The sequence below is a fragment of the Amycolatopsis alkalitolerans genome, assembly GCF_006152065.1.
In the GTDB taxonomy this organism is placed as follows: domain Bacteria; phylum Actinomycetota; class Actinomycetes; order Mycobacteriales; family Pseudonocardiaceae; genus Amycolatopsis_E; species Amycolatopsis_E alkalitolerans.
In genome coordinates this window covers 69,293-87,425 of record NZ_VDFW01000017.1, presented here as the reverse complement: position 1 = coordinate 87,425, position 18,133 = coordinate 69,293, and the positions used below count along the sequence as shown (strand labels likewise).

Annotated in this window: 15 protein-coding genes; 6 read left to right on the top strand and 9 right to left on the bottom strand. The window is 69.6% G+C overall.

Going from position 1 to position 18,133, the window contains the following annotated elements:
* Window positions 1–7: 7 nt before the first annotated feature.
* The 3 genes from FG385_RS19825 to gltB all read right to left on the bottom strand — a co-directional run bounded on the left by FG385_RS19825 (window position 8) and on the right by gltB (window position 8,371).
* The gene (locus FG385_RS19825; RefSeq protein WP_139098260.1) at window positions 8–2,164 is read right to left on the bottom strand and encodes an MMPL family transporter; all 2,157 of its coding nucleotides are present in this window, start codon (window positions 2,162–2,164) and stop codon (window positions 8–10) included.
* A 122-nt stretch (window positions 2,165–2,286) separates the two neighbouring features.
* A complete protein-coding gene (locus FG385_RS19820) occupies window positions 2,287–3,795 on the bottom strand; it encodes a glutamate synthase subunit beta (protein ID WP_139098259.1) in 1,509 nt (502 codons plus the stop codon).
* Window positions 3,788–8,371 carry a glutamate synthase large subunit gene (gene gltB / locus FG385_RS19815; RefSeq protein ID WP_139098258.1) on the bottom strand — a complete coding sequence of 1,528 codons (4,584 nt, stop codon included), beginning with the start codon at window positions 8,369–8,371 and terminating at the stop codon, window positions 3,788–3,790. The genes FG385_RS19820 and gltB overlap by 8 nt, the downstream gene beginning before the upstream one ends.
* A gap of 507 nt (window positions 8,372–8,878) precedes the next feature.
* On the opposite strand from gltB, the gene FG385_RS19810 reads away from it, so the two are divergent.
* The 6 genes from FG385_RS19810 to FG385_RS34910 all read left to right on the top strand — a co-directional run bounded on the left by FG385_RS19810 (window position 8,879) and on the right by FG385_RS34910 (window position 13,319).
* Window positions 8,879–9,802 carry an ABC transporter substrate-binding protein gene (locus FG385_RS19810; RefSeq protein ID WP_200834557.1) on the top strand — a complete coding sequence of 308 codons (924 nt, stop codon included), beginning with the start codon at window positions 8,879–8,881 and terminating at the stop codon, window positions 9,800–9,802.
* Window positions 9,792–10,808 carry a FecCD family ABC transporter permease gene (locus FG385_RS19805; protein ID WP_139098257.1) on the top strand — a complete coding sequence of 339 codons (1,017 nt, stop codon included), beginning with the start codon at window positions 9,792–9,794 and terminating at the stop codon, window positions 10,806–10,808. The genes FG385_RS19810 and FG385_RS19805 overlap by 11 nt, the downstream gene beginning before the upstream one ends.
* The gene (locus FG385_RS19800) at window positions 10,805–11,605 is read left to right on the top strand and encodes an ABC transporter ATP-binding protein (RefSeq protein ID WP_139098256.1); all 801 of its coding nucleotides are present in this window, start codon (window positions 10,805–10,807) and stop codon (window positions 11,603–11,605) included. The genes FG385_RS19805 and FG385_RS19800 overlap by 4 nt, the downstream gene beginning before the upstream one ends.
* Window positions 11,606–11,847: 242 nt before the next feature.
* Window positions 11,848–12,636 carry an SDR family oxidoreductase gene (locus FG385_RS19790; protein WP_139098255.1) on the top strand — a complete coding sequence of 263 codons (789 nt, stop codon included), beginning with the start codon at window positions 11,848–11,850 and terminating at the stop codon, window positions 12,634–12,636.
* Between the two features lie 78 nt (window positions 12,637–12,714).
* Window positions 12,715–13,158, top strand: coding sequence for a hypothetical protein (locus tag FG385_RS19785; RefSeq protein ID WP_139098254.1), 444 nt, complete (start codon window positions 12,715–12,717; stop codon window positions 13,156–13,158).
* Window positions 13,113–13,319 carry a hypothetical protein gene (locus FG385_RS34910; RefSeq protein ID WP_139098253.1) on the top strand — a complete coding sequence of 69 codons (207 nt, stop codon included), beginning with the start codon at window positions 13,113–13,115 and terminating at the stop codon, window positions 13,317–13,319. Before FG385_RS19785 ends, FG385_RS34910 begins: the two co-directional genes overlap by 46 nt.
* Window positions 13,320–13,325: 6 nt before the next feature.
* On the opposite strand, the gene lgt is transcribed toward FG385_RS34910, so the two are convergent.
* The 6 genes from lgt to trpC all read right to left on the bottom strand — a co-directional run bounded on the left by lgt (window position 13,326) and on the right by trpC (window position 18,018).
* A complete protein-coding gene (gene lgt, locus FG385_RS19775; protein WP_407645515.1) occupies window positions 13,326–14,240 on the bottom strand; it encodes a prolipoprotein diacylglyceryl transferase in 915 nt (304 codons plus the stop codon).
* 92 nt (window positions 14,241–14,332) lie between these two features.
* Window positions 14,333–14,503: a hypothetical protein gene (locus FG385_RS34410; protein WP_200834556.1), complete on the bottom strand. Its 171-nt coding sequence runs from the start codon at window positions 14,501–14,503 to the stop codon at window positions 14,333–14,335.
* A gap of 23 nt (window positions 14,504–14,526) precedes the next feature.
* Window positions 14,527–15,078 (bottom strand): Uma2 family endonuclease, encoded by a 552-nt coding sequence (locus tag FG385_RS19770; protein ID WP_235022671.1) that lies wholly within the window; start codon window positions 15,076–15,078, stop codon window positions 14,527–14,529.
* A 134-nt stretch (window positions 15,079–15,212) separates the two neighbouring features.
* Window positions 15,213–16,001: a tryptophan synthase subunit alpha gene (gene trpA / locus FG385_RS19765; protein WP_139098250.1), complete on the bottom strand. Its 789-nt coding sequence runs from the start codon at window positions 15,999–16,001 to the stop codon at window positions 15,213–15,215.
* Window positions 15,998–17,212 carry a tryptophan synthase subunit beta gene (gene trpB, locus FG385_RS19760; RefSeq protein ID WP_139098249.1) on the bottom strand — a complete coding sequence of 405 codons (1,215 nt, stop codon included), beginning with the start codon at window positions 17,210–17,212 and terminating at the stop codon, window positions 15,998–16,000. The genes trpA and trpB overlap by 4 nt, the downstream gene beginning before the upstream one ends.
* On the bottom strand, window positions 17,209–18,018 hold the full coding sequence (gene trpC, locus FG385_RS19755; protein WP_139098248.1) for an indole-3-glycerol phosphate synthase TrpC: 810 nt from the start codon (window positions 18,016–18,018) through the stop codon (window positions 17,209–17,211). The genes trpB and trpC overlap by 4 nt, the downstream gene beginning before the upstream one ends.
* Window positions 18,019–18,133 lie beyond the last annotated feature (115 nt).

The following is an 18,133-nucleotide window of genomic DNA, read 5'->3' as shown; positions in this document are numbered from 1 at the left end:
GCCGGTCTCAGCCGCGCCCGCTGTACACCGGGTCACGCGGCTCGACGGGCGTCGCCTTCGCCCGGTCCCCGTGCCCGGGCCACCACGCGGCGCGCCCGATCAGCGCGGTCAGGCTCGGCACGAAGAACATCGCCATCACGAACGCCGCCACGAGGATGCCGAACGCCAGCGCGAAGCCCATTTCCGCGAGCAGCGCGTTGCCCGCCAGCATGAGCGCGCCGAGCGAACCGGCGAGGATCACCCCGGCCGCGGCGATGGTCGGGCCGGTATGCCGGATCGCCATCGCGGCGGCCTCCCGCGGCGGCTTGCCCTCCTTCGCCTCCTCGCGCAGCCGCGACATCATCAGGATGTTGTAGTCGGTGCCCAGCGCGACCACGAACATGTAGATGATCAGCGGGATCATGAAGATCAGCCCGGACTCGCCGAAGATGCCCTGGAAGATCCACGTGGTCGCGCCCAGCGTCGCGGCGAACCCGAGGCCGACCGCGATCATCACGTACCACGGCGAGACCACGCTGCGCAGCATCAGCCCGAGTACCAGCATGATCAGCACCGCCGCGACCGGGAACACCACCCGGTAGTCGCGGTTCATCGTGCTCTGGATATCCACGTACACCGATGTCATACCGCCGACCAGGGCCCTCGTGCCCGGCGGCGCCGAGGCGTGCGCGGTGTCGCGCAACGGGCCGCGGACGGTTTCGATCGCGGCGTCCGAGGCGGGATCGCTCGCGAGCGTGACCGAGTAGTTCGCGGTCGTGCCGTCGGTGCTCACCTGCGGACGGCCCACCTGCCCGACGCCCGGTACGGCCCGGAGATCGTTGCCGAACCCGGTCAGGGTGGCCTCGCCGAGACGCGCACCGTTCTCGCTTCGCAGGTACACGTTCGTCGGAGACGTGGCGCCCGGCGGCAGGCCCTTTTCGAGGGTCTTCATCGCGACCTGCGATTCGGCCGTGTCCGGCATGGACCCGGACGAGAGGTCGAAGGTCGGATTGAAGTTGATCAGTCCGATCGCGAGCGCGACCATGACCACTCCGGACACTCCCGCGAACACCGCGGGCCGCCGCCCCACCGCGCGCCCGACGGCGGCGAAGCGGGCCGCCTCCGGTTCCTTCCGCCAGGCCTTCGACGGCCAGAACACCTTGGTGCCCAACAGGGAAACCACCGCGGGGACGAGTGTCAGGCCGGCCAGCAGGGTGACCGCGACGGCGATCGCGAGCGCCGGCCCCATCGAGCGGAAGAACCCGAACAGCGACAGCGCCATCGTCAGGAACGCGATGATCACCACCGTGGCGGCGGACGTGATCGCCTCGCCGACGCGGCTGACGGCCGTCACCATCGCCTGCTTCGGCTCGTCTCCGGCGCGGAGCCGTTCCCGGTAGCGGAACATCAGGAACAGGATGTAGTCGGTGCCGACGCCGAACAGCACGACGATGAGGATCGAGGAGATCGAACTGTCGGCCTGCATGCCGAACAACTTCACCACCCAGGCGATGAGCCCGTTGGCCACCTGGGAGACGATTCCGATGAGGACGATCGGGAGCAGCGCGATGATCGGGCTGCGGAAGATCAGCAGGAGCAGCAGCAGGATCATCACGACGGTCGAGACCCCGACGATCGCGTCGGAGTTGCGGGACGCCTCCTGCGAATCCAGTTGCTGCGCAACGGTTCCGGTGGTTCCTGCCTGAAGATTATCGTGCCCGACAAGGGATTGCAGTTCGGTGCGGAACCCTTTCGCCGCGTCCGTCAGTTGCTGCTGGTTACCGCCGCCCAGCTGCGGCATCTTCACCGCGGACAGCTCGACGAGCTTGTTCGGTGAGGGCTGCGCGGGCAGGATCGCCTGGATATCGGGAAGGTGCTTGGCACCCAGTTCGGTGACGACCTGGGAAACTTTCGCCGAGTCCTGCTCGGTGAGCGGCGCCCCGTCGGCGCGGGAGAACACAACGATCATCGACGGGGTGAACGCGCTGGGGAACGCCTGCTGGCCCAGCGTCGCGGCCTGGATGGACTCGTAATCCCTTGGCAGCGCGTCGCTTTCGTTGCTGGCCTTCGGCAGCGCCGGCGCGGTGGCGATGACCACGACGGCCAGCAGCACCCACGCGCCGACCACCCACCACGGCCGGCCCACGACGAAGCGCCCGAGTCTCGCGAACACACCGGTGTCCATGATTCACCCCTTGTGGAATTCCCCTTGATGGAAGCCAGTGAACCGGCACCCGGCCGGGGTCGCCAGGTGAGCGCGGTCACTGCTGAGAACTCACTGAGGGTCGTGAACGTCGAGTTCGACGGTCAGACGGGCGCCAGGGGCAGCGCGGTGGGGTGGACGGGGGCCGGGAGGTCGCTGGCGCCGGTGAGGTAGGTGTCGACCGCGTTCGCCACCGAGCGGCCTTCCGCGATCGCCCACACCACAAGGGAAGCGCCGCGATGCGCGTCGCCGCAGACGAAGACGCCGGGAGCGTCGGTCTGCCAGTCGCTACCGCAGGACACGCGCCCGTTCCTGGCCAGTTCGATGCCCAGGTCGTCGAGCAGGCGCATCTGTTCGACGCCCTCGAACCCGATCGCGAGCAGCACCAGATCGGCCGGGATCTGCTCGACCTCGTCACCGGCCGGCACGACCTGCCGCACACCCGTTTCCGGATGGCGCGACACGCGAACCTTCTGCAACTCGATCGCCCGCACACGCCCCTCTTCGTCACCGACGAAGCGCTTCACCGCGACCCCGAACTTCCGCTCGCCGCCCTCTTCGTGCGCCGGGTACGTGCGCAGCACATACGGCCAGGTCGGCCACGGCGACACGTCGTCGTCGCGCGTGGTGGGCGGCATCGGGTACTGGTCGAGCTGGGTCACCGAAAGCGCGCCCTGGCGGGTCGACGTGCCGTAGCTGTCCGCGCCGGTGTCACCGCCGCCGATGACGACCACATGCTTGCCGGTCGCGTCGATCTCCGGCGGGCCGTCGCCCTCGCACTGCTTGTTGGCCTGCACCAGATGGTCCATCGCGAGGTGGATCCCGGCCAGCTCGCGGCCCGGGGTCGTCGTGTCGTCGCGCCCGCGCAGCGCGCCCACCGCGAGCACCACCGCGTCATACCGGGCACGCAGTTCCTCGACGGTCAGGTCAACCCCGACCTCGCACCCCGTGACGAACCGGGTGCCCTCCTTGCGCAGTTGCGCCAGGCGCCGGTCGAGATGCTTCTTCTCCATCTTGAACTCGGGGATGCCGTAGCGCAGCAACCCACCGAGCCGGTCATCGCGCTCGAACACGGTCACCTCGTGCCCGGCCCGGGTCAGCTGCTGCGCCGCGGCGAGGCCCGCCGGGCCGGAACCGACGACCGCGACCCGCTGACCCGAGGACACCTCGGCCGCCTGCGGTTCGACGAGGCCCATCTCCCACGAGACGTCCGCGATCGTGGCCTCGACGTTCTTGATCGCCACCGGCCCGCCGGACTCCGGTGAGATCGACAGCACGCAGCCCGCCTCGCACGGGGCGGGGCACAGCTTCCCGGTGAATTCGGGGAAGTTGTTGGTCGCGTGCAGCCGGTCGCTCGCGGACGCCCAATGTCCTTGCCGGACAAGGTCGTTCCACTCCGGGATCAGGTTGCCCAGCGGGCAGCCCGCGCTGCCGGAATGACAGAACGGGATACCGCAGTCCATACAGCGCGCGGCCTGCGTGCGCACCTCGGCGTTGCGCTCCTCGGCCGGTTCGACCGCGTAGACCTCGCGCCAGTCGTGGACCCGCTCGTCACGAGACCGCTTCTTCGGGTCGCGCCGTTCGAACTTCATGAAACCGCGGGGGTCAGCCATTGGCCACCTCCATGACCGCCTCGTCGACGTCGCGCCCCGTTGCCTTCGCCGCTTTCATCGCTTCCAGGACACGCGCGTAGTCGCGCGGCATCACTTTCGTGAAGGACGCCGACCGCCGGGGCCAGTCGCCGAGCAGTGACGCGGCCACCGGCGAGCGGGTCAGCTCGTGGTGCCGGGTCACGATCCGCTTGAGCCAGGTCAGGTCCTCGGGCTCGAGCGGGAGCAGATCGACCAACTCGTCGTTGACGCGGGCGTGGTCGAGGTCGAGCACGTAGCCGATGCCGCCGGACATCCCGGCCGCGAGGTTCCGCCCCGTCGGCCCGAGCACGACGGCCCGCCCGCCGGTCATGTACTCGAACGCGTGGTCACCCACACCCTCGGCGACGACGACCGCACCCGAGTTCCGCACGCAGAACCGTTCCCCGACCTGACCGCGCAGGAACATCTCGCCGCCGGTCGCGCCGTATGCCAGCGTGTTGCCCGCGATCACCTGCTGTTCCGCGACGAACTTCGCGTCCGGATGCGGGCGCACGACGATCCGCCCGCCGGACAGGCCCTTGCCCACGTAGTCGTTGGCGTCGCCGATCATCTCCAGCGTCACGCCACGCGGCAGGAACGCGCCGAGCGACTGGCCGGCGGAACCGGTGAGCCGGACGTGGATCGTGCCGTCGGGCAGGCCCTCACCGCCGAAGCGCCGGGTGATCTCCGAGCCGAGCAGCGTGCCGACCGTCCGGTTGACGTTGCGCACCGGCAGTTCCAGGCGGACCGGATGCGCGTCCTCCAGCGCCGCCTCGGCGAGCTGGATGAGCGTGCGGTCGAGCGCGTGCTCGAGCCCGTGATCCTGCTCGCGGATCTTGCGCCGGGCGCCGCCGTACGGGGTCTCGGCCGGCATGTCGAAGATCGGCTCGAGGTCGAGCCCCTTGGCCTTCCAGTGCTCGACGGCCTCGTCGACGTCGAGCGCGTCGGCCCGCCCGATCGCCTCGTCGAGGGTCCGGAAGCCCAGTGCCGCAAGGGTTTCCCGGACCTCCTGCGCGACGAACCGGAAGTAGTTCACCACATGCTCGGCCTGACCCGTGTACCGCTTGCGCAGCTCCGGGTTCTGCGTCGCGACGCCCACCGGGCACGTGTCCAGATGGCAGACCCGCATCATGATGCAGCCCTCGACGATGAGCGGCGCGGTCGCGAAACCGTACTCCTCGGCGCCGAGCAGCGCCGCGACCACCACGTCCCGCCCGGTCTTCATCGCACCGTCCACCTGCACGGTGATCCGGTCGCGCAAACCGTTGAGCAGCAAGGTCTGCTGCGTTTCGGCGAGCCCGATCTCCCAGGGCGTGCCGGCGTGCTTGAGCGAGTTCATCGGCGAGGCACCGGTGCCGCCGTCGTGCCCGGAGATGAGCACCACGTCGGCATGCGCCTTGGACACCCCGGCCGCGACCGTGCCGACGCCGAGCGAGCTGACCAGCTTCACGTGGATGCGGGCCTTTTCGTTGGCGTTCTTCAGATCGTGGATGAGCTGCGCGAGATCCTCGATCGAATAGATGTCGTGGTGCGGTGGCGGGGAGATGAGCCCGACGCCCGGCGTCGAATGCCGGGTGCGCGCGATCCACGGGTACACCTTGTGCGGCGGGAGCTGGCCGCCCTCACCGGGCTTCGCGCCCTGCGCCATCTTGATCTGGATGTCGTCGGCGTTGACGAGGTACTCGCTGGTCACCCCGAACCGGCCGCTCGCGACCTGCTTGATCGCGCTGCGCCGCTCCGGGTCGTAGAGGCGCTCGGCGTCCTCGCCGCCCTCGCCGGTGTTCGACCGGCCGCCGATGCGGTTCATCGCGATCGCCAGCGTCTGGTGCGCCTCCGCCGAGATCGAGCCGTAGGACATCGCGCCGGTGTTGAACCGCTTGCAGATCGACTCGATCGACTCGACCTCGTCAATGGGCACGGGCGGGCGGTCCGCCGCCGTGAACTTGAACATCCCGCGCAGCAGGCCGCCTTCGCGGGCCAGCCGGTGCACCTCGTCGGAGTAGGCACGGTACGCCTCCTCGCGGCGGGTTTTCGACGCGTGCTGCAACAGGAAGACCGTTTCCGGGGTGAACAGGTGCAGTTCGCCCTCGCGGCGGTACGCGTACTCGCCGCCAGTGTCCAAGCGGCGATGCGAGCGTTCGGCCGGGTTGTCCGGGTACGCGTGGCGATGCCGGATCGCGACCTCTTCGGCCAGCACGTCCAGCCCGACGCCGCCGAGCTTCGACACCGTGCCGGTGAAGTACTCGTCGAGCACGTCCTGGGACAGCCCGAGCGATTCGAAGACCTGCGCCGCGGTGTACGCGCTGACCGTCGAGATGCCCATCTTGGACATGATCTTCTGCACGCCCCTGACGAGCGCCCTGACATAGTTGCGCACCGCGTGCCGCGGCTCGATACCGGTCAGCATGCCCTGGTTGATCCGGTCCTCGATGCTCTCGAAGGCCAGGTACGGGTTCACCGCCGCGGCACCGTACCCGAGCAGCATCGCGATGTGGTGCACCTCGCGGGCGTCACCGGACTCCACGACCAGCGCGACGCGCAGCCTTTCCTTGGTGCGCACTAGATGGTGGTGCACCGCGGAGACCAGTAGCAGCGACGGGATCGGCGCCATCCGGTGGTCGGAGTCGCGATCGGAGAGCACGAGCGTGCGCGCGCCGGCCGCGATCGCCTCGGAGGCCTCGCGGCGAACACGTTCGATCGCCTCCCGCAGCGCCGCCCCACCACCGTCCACTTCGAACAGTCCGGACAGGACGGTGCAGGCGAAACCAGGCAGGTCGCCGTCGTCGTTGATGTGGATCAGCTTGGCCAGCTCGTCGTTGTCGATGACCGGGTACGGCAGCTGGATATGCCGGCAGGAGGCGGGTCCCGGGTCGAGCAGGTTGCATTCGGGCCCCATCGTCCGGCCCATCGAGGTGACCAACTCCTCGCGGATCGCGTCCAGCGGCGGGTTGGTCACCTGCGCAAAGCCCTGCTTGAAGTAGTCGTAGAGCTGGCGGGACCGCTTGGACAGCACGGCGGGCGGGGTGTCGGTGCCCATCGAACCGATCGGCTCGGCCCCCTTCTGCGCCATCGGCGAGAGCAGGATCTTGAGCTCTTCTTCGCTGTAGCCGAAGGAAAGCTGGCGGCGCAGCACCGAATCATGGCTCTGCGTCACGTGATCGCGGTTGCGCAGGTCGGCCAGCTGCAGCAGCCCGGCGTGCACCCATTCCGCGTACGGCTGCCGGCGGGCAAGCCCGGTCTTGACCTCGTTGTCATCGACCAGGCGCCCGGCGCCGGTGTCCACCAGGAACATCCGGCCCGGCTTGAGGCGGCCCTTGGCCACTACATTCTCCGGTGCCACGTCGAGCACACCGGCCTCGCTGGCGAGCACCACCCTGTCGTCCGCGGTGCGCCACCATCGCGCGGGGCGCAGGCCGTTGCGGTCCAGCACCGCCCCGACGAGCGTGCCGTCGGTGAAGGTCACGCACGCCGGACCGTCCCACGGCTCCATCAGGTTCGCGTGGAACTGGTAGAACGCGCGGCGCTCGGCGTCCATCTCCGTGTGGTTCTCCCACGCCTCCGGGATCATCATCAGCACCGCGTGCGGCAGGCTCCGGCCGCCCAGGTGCAGCAGTTCGAGCACCTCGTCGAACGAGGCGGAGTCCGAGACGTCCGGCGAGCACACCGGATACAGCCGGGACAGATCGCCCGGGAGCAGGTCGGACTGCAGCAGCGCCTCACGGGCGCGCATCCGGTTGCGGTTGCCGCGGATGGTGTTGATCTCGCCGTTGTGCGCCACGTAGCGGAACGGATGCGCGAGCGGCCACGACGGGAAGGTGTTGGTGGAGAAGCGGGAGTGCACCAGGGCGATCGCGCTGGTGAGCCGCTCGTCACGCAGGTCGGCGAAGAACGCCGGCAACTGCTCGGGCGTCACCATTCCCTTGTATACCAGCGTCCGCGAGGACAGCGACGGGAAGTAGACACCATCGGATTCGGCGGCCCCGATGTTCATACTGTCGTGCTCGGCACGTTTGCGCAGGCCGAAGGTGAGCCTGTCCAGCGCGACGCCGGACGGGCGCGCACCGTCCGCGCCGGGCTTGCCCGCGACGAACAGCATCCCGAAATGCGGCATGACCGAGCGTGCGGTCGGCCCGATGCCGGCCGCGTCCGCGTCGGCAGGTACGTCGCGCCAGCCGAGGACGTCGAGCCCCTCTTCGTCGGCAAGGCGCTCGATCAGCGAGATCGCTTTCGTCCGGCTCTCCGGGTCGGCCGGCAGGAACGCAATGCCTGCGGCGTAACGATGTTGGCCCGCCGAGTCGGGTGCCGGGAGCCCGAAACCAGCTTCCGCGCGCAGCAACTCGTCGGGTAGCTGGACGAGGATGCCGGCGCCGTCACCCGAGGTCGGCTCGGCGCCCGCGGCGCCGCGGTGATCAAGGTTCGTCAGCGCGGCCAGGCCGTCGGTGACGATGCCGTGCGAGCGCCGCCCGCGGATGTCGGCCACCATGGCCACACCGCAGGAATCCTGTTCTGTGGCGGGGTCGTACAGACCCTGCTTGCCTGGGTTGGCGGAGAAGATCATACGGGGACCTCCTTCGTCGTCGTCGTGCTCAGTTCGGAAAGTTCCCCCGGTTCTGCTGTGCTCGGGACGACGATGGCCCGCTGATTAGCGCGACCTTAACACCCAGGAAACACGACGGCACCCTTTCGGAGCGTGGAAATTCTCGTCAAGGAGGTAACGATCCGGCTGCGGCGAACGACGTTGTTCTTGATGGGCTCGTTCACCGGCGAACGGTTCCAGGGTAGCTCGCGGCTATCCCATCAAGATTACGTGAACGTTGCCCGAACCGGCCAGATCCACCGGTGGTAGCGTTTCTCACGCTGGTCAGCGGCTTGCCGGCCAGCGGCGCGAACGGAGCGAAACCGGTGCGAATCCGGTGCTGTGCCGCAACTGTGATGGTCCGGACACGCTGTGTCAGGCCGAGCCAGGTCGCCTCCCCGCGCTGACGCCCTTCACCTCCGGCGCAGAGGTGCGGCGTGACCGGAGACGGCACGGCGGATGCGCCGGGGGCTCGTCGAAGAGGTCCAGATGTCGCGCAGGTTTCCGCTGCTGATCGTGTTGCTGCTGGTGCTCGCCGGATGCGCTTCGCATCCACCTGACGAGGACTCCACGGCGAAACCCAATACGGAGGCGACGTTCCCGGTCACCGTCGGATCGGTGACGATCGAACAGCAGCCGATGCGGATCGTCTCGCTGTCCCCGTCGGCCACCGAAACGCTGTTCGCGCTCGGCGCGGGTCCCCAGGTGGTCGCGGTCGACTCGCAGTCGGACTACCCGCCGCAGGCCCCGCACACCAAGCTCTCCGCGTTGCAGCCGGATCCCGAGGCGATCGCGGGCTACCACCCCGACCTCGTGATCGCTTCCGCCGACACCGGCGGCTTGTCCGCCGCGCTCGCGAAAACGGGGGTGAAGACGCTGGTCATGCCGGACGCGAAGACGCTCGACGACGCCTACCAGGAGTTCATCCAGCTCGGCAGGGCGACCGGGCACCAGGCCGAGGGCGAGAGCCTCGCCCAGCAGACGCGGGACGAGATCGGCAAGATCGTCGCGGATACGCCGAAACCGGCAAAACCGTTGACCTTCTACTACGAACTCGACCAGACCTACTACAGCGCGACGTCGAAGACCTTCATCGGGCAGGCACTCGCCCAGTTCGGCTTGAAGAATATTGCGGACGGCAATGACCCCGCCATTTCCGGCGGTTATCCGCAGCTGTCTGCAGAACGCATTTTGCAATCCGATCCGGACCTGATTTTCCTCGCGGATACGCACTGCTGCGGGCAGAACGCCGGGACCGTCGCGGCGCGGCCCGGCTGGAACACGCTTACCGCCGTCAAGAACGGGGACGTGTTCCCGCTGGACGACGACATCGCCTCCCGATGGAGCCCGCGCATCGTCGATCTCGCCCGGGCAGTCTCCACCGCGGTGACCAAGGCGGCCCATGCCGGGTGATGTCACACGGCTCCGGCCGCTGACCGTGCTCGCCGCGGTCCTCGCCCTGCTTGTCGTGCTGGTCCTGGGAATCCTGATCGGGGCGGCCGATCTGGGCTGGCAGCGCGTGCTCGGGGAGATCTTCGCCGAGGTGACCGGGGGCCGGTCCCCGCTGTCGGCCCGCGAGGCCGCGATCGTCTGGCAGCTACGGGTGCCGCGCGTGCTGCTCGCCGGGATCGTGGGCGCCGCGCTCGCCATGTCCGGCGCGACGTTCCAGGGCGTGTTCCGCAACCCCCTCGCGGATCCGTACCTGCTCGGCGCCGCGGCCGGTGCCGGGATGGCGGCGACGATCGTGGTCGTGGTCACACCGGACGCGGGTGGCCTGGTCCCGCCGGCCGCGTTCGCGGGCGCGCTCGGCGGGGTGGGGTTGAGCTGGCTGCTCGGCCGGTCCGCCGGGACGGGCACCGGAACCCTGCTGCTCGCCGGGGTCGCGGTGGGCTCGTTCCTGTCGGCCGTGCAGACGTTCGCGCAGCAACTGAACACCAGCACGATCCGCCAGGTCTACATGTGGCTCCTGGGCGGGCTGAACCTCGGCGGCTGGCACGAAGTGCTGATCGCGCTGCCGTACGTCGCGGTCGCGGCGGTGATCCTGTGTGCCGGCGCGCGGCTGCTCGACGTGCTGTCGCTGGGCGACGCCGAGGCCGCCTCGCTCGGCGTGCATCCCGGCCGGACGCGGCTCGTGCTGCTCGCCGCCGCTTCGCTCGCGACCGCGGCCGCGGTGTCGGTGAGCGGGCTGATCGGGTTCGTCGGCATCGTCGTACCGCATGTGGTGCGGCTGCTCGGCGGGGCGAGCTACCGCGTCGTGGTCCCGCTTTCGCTGCTGGGCGGGGCGATCTTCCTGATCGCGGCGGACCAGGTGGCGCGTACGGCCATGCCGGGCGAACTGCCCCTCGGCGTGGTGACCGCGTTCGCCGGGGCGCCGTTCTTCGTCGCGGTGCTGCGATCCTCGCGCGGGAAAGTCTCATGACCGCGTTGCGCCTGCGGGACGTGCATGCCGGGTACGGCGGGCGCGAGGTCGTCCGCGCGGTGTCCGTCGAGGTGCCGGACGGGAGCTGGCTGGCGATCGTCGGCCCGAACGGCGCCGGGAAGTCCACCCTGCTCAAGACCATGGCAGGGCTACTGCCCGGCAGCGGCGAAGCGCTCATCGACCGCAGACCGGTGAACTCGTTGTCCCGCCGGGAAAAGGCGCGCCTGATCGGCTACGCGCCCCAGGATCCGGTGCTTCCCGGCGGGCTGACGGTCACCGACTACGCCTTGCTGGGCCGCACCCCGCACCTCGGGCCGCTCGCCCGCGAGGGCGCCGCCGATCTGTCTATTGTGGATACCGTGCTCGGCCGTCTCGATCTGACGGCACTGGCCTCCCGCAGGCTCCGCACCCTCTCCGGCGGTGAGCGTCAACGGGCCGTGCTCGCCCGTGTTCTCGCGCAGCAAGCAGGATTGCTCCTGCTCGACGAACCCACGACGGGCCTGGACATCGGGCACGCGCAGGCGATGCTGGAACTGATCGACCGGCTGCGCCGCGAGGACGGCGCCACCATCGTGTCCACTTTGCACGATCTGACGTTCGCCGCGCAGTACGCCGACCAGGTGCTGCTGCTGTGCGCCGGCGAAGTGGCCGCCGGCGGGAAGCCCGCGGAGGTCCTCACGGCCGAGGCGCTGGCGCGGTACTACGGGGCCGCCGCGGACATCCTCACCGCCGGGCATGGTGAACTGGTGGTCGCGCCGGTCAGGCCCGCGCCGTCGGCCGGACGACCACCTCGCTGACGTCCACGTCCGGCGGCTGCTCGACGGCGAAGCCCGCCGGGCGCCGAGCACGACCTTCGCCCCGCGCTCGGCCAGCACCAGCGCGGTCGACTCACCGATCCGCTGTTCGCCCCGGTGATCGCGACAACCTTGTCCATGCGCTACCACCACGGTGATCTGCGCGCCGCGCTCGTCGAAGCCGTGCTGGAACTGATCGCCGAACGCGGGATCCGCGCCATCTAGAACCTGTTACAGTTTTTCGCATGATCCTCGATCGTTTCCAGGTGCCCGGCAAAGTCGCCGTCGTCACCGGTTCCGGCCGCGGCATCGGCGCGGCGGCCGCGGTCGCGCTGGCCGAAGCCGGGGCCGACGTCGTCATCTCCTCCCGTACCGAGTCCGATCTGGCGAAGGTCGCCGCCCAGGTGACCGAACGGGGCCGCACGGCCCATGTCGTGCCGGCGGACCTGAGCGATCCGGTCGCCGCGGCGGCGCTGGCGGCCGCCGCGGTCGACACGTTCGGCCGACTCGACATCGTGGTGAACAACGTCGGCGGCACCTATCCGCGTCCGCTGCGGGAAACCACGCCCGAGTTCCTCGAAGAAGCCTTCCGGTTCAACGTGTCCACCGCGCATGCGCTCACGACCGCGGCCGTCCCGGCGATGCTGGAAGCCGGCGGCGGCGCGGTGGTGAACATCTCGTCGAACATGGGCCGGATGGCGGGGCGCGGGTTCGCCGCGTACGGCACCGCGAAGGCCGCGCTCGCGCACTACACCCGGCTCGCCGCGGTGGACCTCGCCCCGAAGATCCGGGTCAACGCGGTGGCGGTCGGCTCGACGGCCACCTCCGCGCTCGACATCGTGGTGAGCAACCCGGAGATCAAGGAGCGCATGGAGTCCGCGACCCCGCTGCGGCGGATCGGCGAACCCGAGGACATCGCCGCGGCCATCCTGTACCTCGCCTCGCCGGCGGGCGCCTACGTCACGGGCAAGGTCCTCGAAGTCGACGGCGGGCTGCAGACCCCGAACCTCGAACTCGGCCTGCCCGACGTCTGATCCCGATTCTCGCGCCAGGAAACCTTCTCCTCGCTATCGTCGGTGGACCCTTGGGGGCACGACCAGAAGGGAGAGATCATGGCAACGACGATCATGGGAGCGGCGGCCGTCTCGCTCGACGGTTTCATGGCCGACACCGGGGACGGCGTGGGACCGCTGTTCGACTACCTGGTCGGCGGGGAGGTCGAGTGGAGCCTGCCCGGCGGCGAGCATCAACCATCCAGATCCAGCCGGGCGACCGCGGACTTCATGCGCACGAAGTACGCCGACATCGCCGCCGTGGTGATGGGGCGCCGGGTGTTCGACCTGACCAACGGCTGGAACGGGGTACCGGCCGCGGGCGAGCACGTCTTCGTCGTGACCCACAAACCGCCGGCCGACTGGGAGTTCGCCGGCACCGCGCCGTTCACTTCGTCTGCGGGGTGGAAGAGGGCATCGCGGCGGCGAGGGAGTACGCGGGAGACCGGATCGTCGACGTGTCCGCGGGGCAGATCGGCGGCCAGGCCCTGCGGCTGGGCCTGATCGACCAGATCGTCGTCAACCTGGTCCCGGCGATCTTCGGCGCCGGCCGCCCGTTCTTCGCCACCGGCGAACTCCGCGCCGCGATCATGCTGGACAACCCCTCGCAAGTCATCCAGGGCGACCGGGTGACCCACCTGGTCTACGACGTCAGGAAGCCCTGACCCGCGCTAGTCGACCTTCTCGGCCACATGTGACCCGGATTTCTCCCCCGTCCCGGCGAGAAGTTCGGGCGCCTCGCGTGGGCCGCGTCTGCGCGCCACGTAGAAGTAGATCATCGCCCCGATGAACACCAGGGTCGAGACCCACGTGTTCACGCGCAGGCCGAGGATGTGGTTGGCGTGGTCGTCGCGCAGCAGTTCGACCCAGAACCGGCCGGCCGTGTAGCCCGCGACGTACAGTGCGAACGCGCGACCGTGCCCGAGCTTGAACCGCCGGTCCAGCCACACCACCAACCCGGCGACCGCGAGATCCCAGATCAGCTCGTAGAGGAACGTCGGCTGCACCGGGCTGTCGGGCAGCGGGATGTGCCCGAAGGCCACCCCGTCCGGCCCCTGGAGCGGGACCGTGGGGTTGTTCGGGTCGAAGCGCTGGTAGATCTCCAGGCCCCAGGGCAGGCTCGTATGCGAACCGTAGAGTTCCTGGTTGAAGTAGTTGCCGAGGCGGCCGATCGCCTGCGCGGCCACGATGCCCGGCGCGATCGCGTCCGCCATCGCCGGCAGCGGGATCCCCTTGCGGCGGCAGCCGATCCACGCGCCGACCCCGCCGAGCGCGACGGCGCCCCAGATGCCGAGACCGCCGTCCCAGATGTAGAGGGCCTGGATGGGGTTCTTGCCCGGGGCGAAGTACAGCTCGGGGTCGGTGATGACGTGGTAGATCCGCCCGCCGACGATGCCGAACGGCACCGCGAACACGGCGATGTCCACGACGGCGCCCTTGGCCCCGCCGCGTTCCTGCCAGCGGCGCTCGCCCCACCAGATCGCGAGGATGATGCCCGCGATGATGCACAGGGCGTAGGCCCTGATGGGGAGCGGTCCGAGGTACCACACGCCCCGCTCCGGGCTCGGGATCGTCGCGAGAAACACGGTGTGCACGACGCCACCGTAGCCTGCGCGGGTAACGGCTCGGCGTTGAGGCCGGGCGAGTTCACCGGGTCACAGGGCGTGCCGAGCCGACATCAGGTCTGGGGGCGGTTGAGGAACGCGGAGCCGACGGCGAGCACGCAGCCGACCCCGAAGATGATCGTCAGCCAGACCGGTCCGCCCCGCAGTCCGTTCCAGATCCCGCCGGCGGCCATCAGCAGGGCCATCAGGAGGTTGCGCAGCTGCAGGGGTGTCGGCTTGGCCATGCCGGCCAGCCTTTCACACCCGGTCAGACACCGAGATCCACGGTGGTGGCGACGGGGCGGGTGAGGGTGAGCTTGCCGCCGTCGCTGCGCGCGATTTCGCGGTACTCGCCTTCGCTCAGTTCGAAGAGCGTGGCCTCGACCGGCCCCACCGTGCTCACCAGCAGGTAGTAGCGAATGTTCGCCTCGGCGTACAGCGCACGCTTGAGCACCCGGTCCTGCATCTTGGTCGACGGCGACTCGACCTCTACCGCGAGGAGCACATCGGCCGCGGAGAAATACACCACGTCGTCCGGGCAGGTCACGATCACCAGATCCGGAATGAGTACCCGCCTACTGTTCAGGCGCACGTTTACGCCCGGCAGCAGTCGCGTGCCTGGAATGACCGCATCGTGCAGGCCGAACTGGAGCTTCTGCAAGATTTCCTGATGCCGTGAGGCGGGGGCGGGGCTCACCAGAAGGCTCCCGTCGACCAGCTCGACGCGGCTGCCGCTGTCCTCGGGCAGCTCGAAGAACTCCTCGACGGTCCACTCGCCGGGGTGCCAAGGCACGATGTAGTCAGGCTCGATGTCAGGCACTGCGGCCACGGTAGTTCACCCCCACCCCTGCTGAGAACGGTTCGCTTGTGACCAGTGTGACATGTCGACTCCCCGTTTCGTCGGAACATGGGGTCACCATGCCATCACCCACCGACAGTTTCGGTGCGAGGCGATCAGGCGGGAACGACTGGCCGGCGCACGCCCTCCGCGAGTTCTTCACTCAGCGCGCGCACCGCTTCGGCGCTCTCGGCGGCCTTCGTCACAAGCGCCGAGCCGACGATCACGGCGTCGGCGAACGCGGCGACCTCCGCCGCCTGCTCACGCGACCGCACGCCCAGCCCGACCCCGATCGGCAGGTCCGTGTGCGCCCGGGCCCGGCGGACCAGCTCCGCGGCACCGGCGCCGACCTTGTCCCGCGCCCCGGTCACGCCCATGACCGACGTCGCGTACAGGAAGCCCGACGCGGCCCGCGCGGTCAGGTCCAGCCGCTCCTCCGACGAGGACGGCGCGACCAGGAAGATCCGGTCCAGGCCGTGCTCCTTCGAGGCGACCATCCATTCGGCGGCCTCGTCCGGGATCAGGTCCGGGGTGATCATGCCCAGCCCGCCCGCGGCGGCGAGGTCGCGCGCGAACCGGTCCACGCCGTAGCGGTGCACCGGGTTCCAGTACGTCATCACGACGGCCCGGCCACCCCGCGCCGAGACCGACTCGACGACCTCGAACAGCTGCTTGAGCCGGAATCCCTGCTTGAGCGCGGTGTCCGCGGCGAGCTGGATCGTCGGCCCGTCCATCACCGGGTCCGAGTACGGCATGCCGACCTCGACGAGGTCCGCGCCGCCGTCGACCATCGCCGCGAGCATCTCCTTCGAGCCCTCGGCGCTCGGGTACCCGGCGGGGAGGTAGCCGACCAGTGCGGACCGGCCCTCGCCGCGAGTCTGCTCGAACAACTCCTTGAGACTCACTTGCCCACCAGCCCGAACCACTTCGCCGCCGTGTCCATGTCCTTGTCGCCGCGACCGGACAGGTTGACCAGGATCAGCGCCTCGCGGCCCAGTTCCCGCCCCAGCTGGATCGCGCCGGCGAGCGCGTGCGCGGACTCGACCGCCGGGATGATGCCCTCGGTGCGCGACAGCAACTTGAACGCGTCCATCGCCTCCGTGTCGGTGATCGGGCGGTACTCGGCGCGCCCGCTGTCCTTGAGCCACGAATGCTCGGGGCCGACACCCGGGTAGTCGAGGCCCGCGGAGATCGAATGCGATTCGAGCGTCTGGCCGTCCTCGTCCTGCAGCAGGTACGACATCGCGCCGTGCAGGTTGCCCGGGCTGCCCTCGGTGAGCGTCGCGCCGTGCCGGCCGGTCTCGATGCCGTCCCCGCCTGGCTCCAGGCCGACCAGCCGGACGTCCGGATCGTCGATGAAGCCGTGGAAGATACCGATCGCGTTGGACCCGCCGCCGACGCACGCGGCCACCACGTCCGGCAGGCGCCCGGTCTGCTCCAGGACCTGCGCCCTGGCCTCCTCACCGATCACCTTGTGGAAGTTGCGCACCATCGTCGGGAACGGGTACGGGCCGGCGGCCGTGCCGAACAGGTAGTGCGTCGTGTTGGCGTTGGTGACCCAGTCCCGCAGCGCCTCGTTGATCGCGTCCTTGAGCGTGCGTGAACCTGTCTTGACCGGTACGACCTCGGCGCCGAGCAGCCGCATCCGGGCGACGTTCAGCGACTGCCGCTCGGTGTCGACCTCGCCCATGTACACCACGCACTCGAGGTCCAGCAGCGCGCACGCGGTGGCCGTCGCGACGCCGTGCTGGCCCGCCCCGGTCTCGGCGATGACCCGCTTCTTGCCCATCCGCTTGGTGAGCAGCGCCTGGCCCAGCACGTTGTTGATCTTGTGGGAGCCGGTGTGGTTGAGATCCTCGCGCTTGAGGAAGATCCGTGCGCCACCCGCGTGCTCCCCGAACCTCGGCGCCTCCGTCAGCAGGCTCGGCCGGCCGGCGTAGTCGCGCAGCAGGCGCTTGAGCTCGTTGGTGAACGCGGGGTCCGAGCGAGCCTTGTCGTACTCGGTGGCCACCTCGTCGACGACGCCGATCAGCGCCTCCGGCATGAACCGGCCGCCGTACCGGCCGCCGTAGTAGCCCCGCTCGTCCGGGTCGTGCTCGGTGCGCCGGGCGGTCATCGGGCCGGCCTCGGGCAGGCGGGGTGCGAACCGGCGGTGACCAGTTTGATCAGCGCTCCCTTCGGGTCACCCGAGGCGACCAGACCCTCGCCCACCAGCACGGCGTCGGCACCGTGCCCCGCGTAGGCCATCAGGTCGCCCGGGCCGCGGACCCCGGACTCGGCGATCTTGGTCACGTCGAACGGCAGCCCCGGGGCGAGCCGGCTGAACACGTCGCGATCCACTTCGAGCGTGTGCAGATTGCGGGCGTTGATGCCGATGACCTGCGCACCGGCCTCGAGCGCGCGGTCGGCCTCCTCGGCGTTGTGCACCTCGATCAGCGCGGCCATCCCGAGCGACTCGACCCGGTCCAGCAACGAGACCAGCGCGTTCTGCTCGAGCGCCGCGACGATCAGCAGCACCATGTCCGCGCCGTGCGCCCGCGCCTCGTGCACCTGGTACGGGCTGACGACGAAATCCTTGCGCAGCACCGGAATATCGACCACCGCGCGCACCGCGTCGAGGTCGGCGAGCGAACCACCGAAACGGCGCTGCTCGGTGAGCACGCTGATCACGCGCGCCCCGGCCTCCTCGTAGTCCCTGGCCAGTGCGGCCGGATCAGCGATCGGCGCGAGCAGGCCCTTCGACGGGCTGCGGCGCTTGACCTCGGCGATCACGCCGATCGACGACTCGCGCAGCGCACTGGCGGCGTCCCGCGGCGGGGCGGCCTTGGCGGCGAGCACCTTGAGTTCGTCGAACGGCAGCGCCTTCTCACGCTCGGCGAGGTCGGCACGGACACCGGCGACGATTTCTTCGAGAACGCTCACCAGGTGCCCCCAACACCGGGCACATCCGGATTTTCACTCGAAAGCTGGCTCACAAACACCTTCCCCTTCCCGCAGAAAAGATGCTAACCCGCCCACAATCACGGGCCGGTTCCGG

What these genes read in the sequence shown, in the direction of transcription:
- FG385_RS19810 (WP_200834557.1), top strand. Translation starts at nt 8,879, where the DNA reads ATGTCGCGCAGGTTTCCGCTGCTGATCGTGTTGCTGCTGGTGCTCGCC.
- trpB (WP_139098249.1), bottom strand. Translation starts at nt 17,212, where the DNA reads ATGACCGCCCGGCGCACCGAGCACGACCCGGACGAGCGGGGCTACTAC.
- FG385_RS19825 (WP_139098260.1), bottom strand. Translation starts at nt 2,164, where the DNA reads ATGGACACCGGTGTGTTCGCGAGACTCGGGCGCTTCGTCGTGGGCCGG.
- FG385_RS19805 (WP_139098257.1), top strand. Translation starts at nt 9,792, where the DNA reads ATGCCGGGTGATGTCACACGGCTCCGGCCGCTGACCGTGCTCGCCGCG.
- FG385_RS19800 (WP_139098256.1), top strand. Translation starts at nt 10,805, where the DNA reads ATGACCGCGTTGCGCCTGCGGGACGTGCATGCCGGGTACGGCGGGCGC.
- gltB (WP_139098258.1), bottom strand. Translation starts at nt 8,371, where the DNA reads ATGATCTTCTCCGCCAACCCAGGCAAGCAGGGTCTGTACGACCCCGCC.
- FG385_RS34410 (WP_200834556.1), bottom strand. Translation starts at nt 14,503, where the DNA reads ATGGCCAAGCCGACACCCCTGCAGCTGCGCAACCTCCTGATGGCCCTG.
- FG385_RS19785 (WP_139098254.1), top strand. Translation starts at nt 12,715, where the DNA reads ATGGCAACGACGATCATGGGAGCGGCGGCCGTCTCGCTCGACGGTTTC.
- FG385_RS19820 (WP_139098259.1), bottom strand. Translation starts at nt 3,795, where the DNA reads ATGGCTGACCCCCGCGGTTTCATGAAGTTCGAACGGCGCGACCCGAAG.
- FG385_RS19790 (WP_139098255.1), top strand. Translation starts at nt 11,848, where the DNA reads ATGATCCTCGATCGTTTCCAGGTGCCCGGCAAAGTCGCCGTCGTCACC.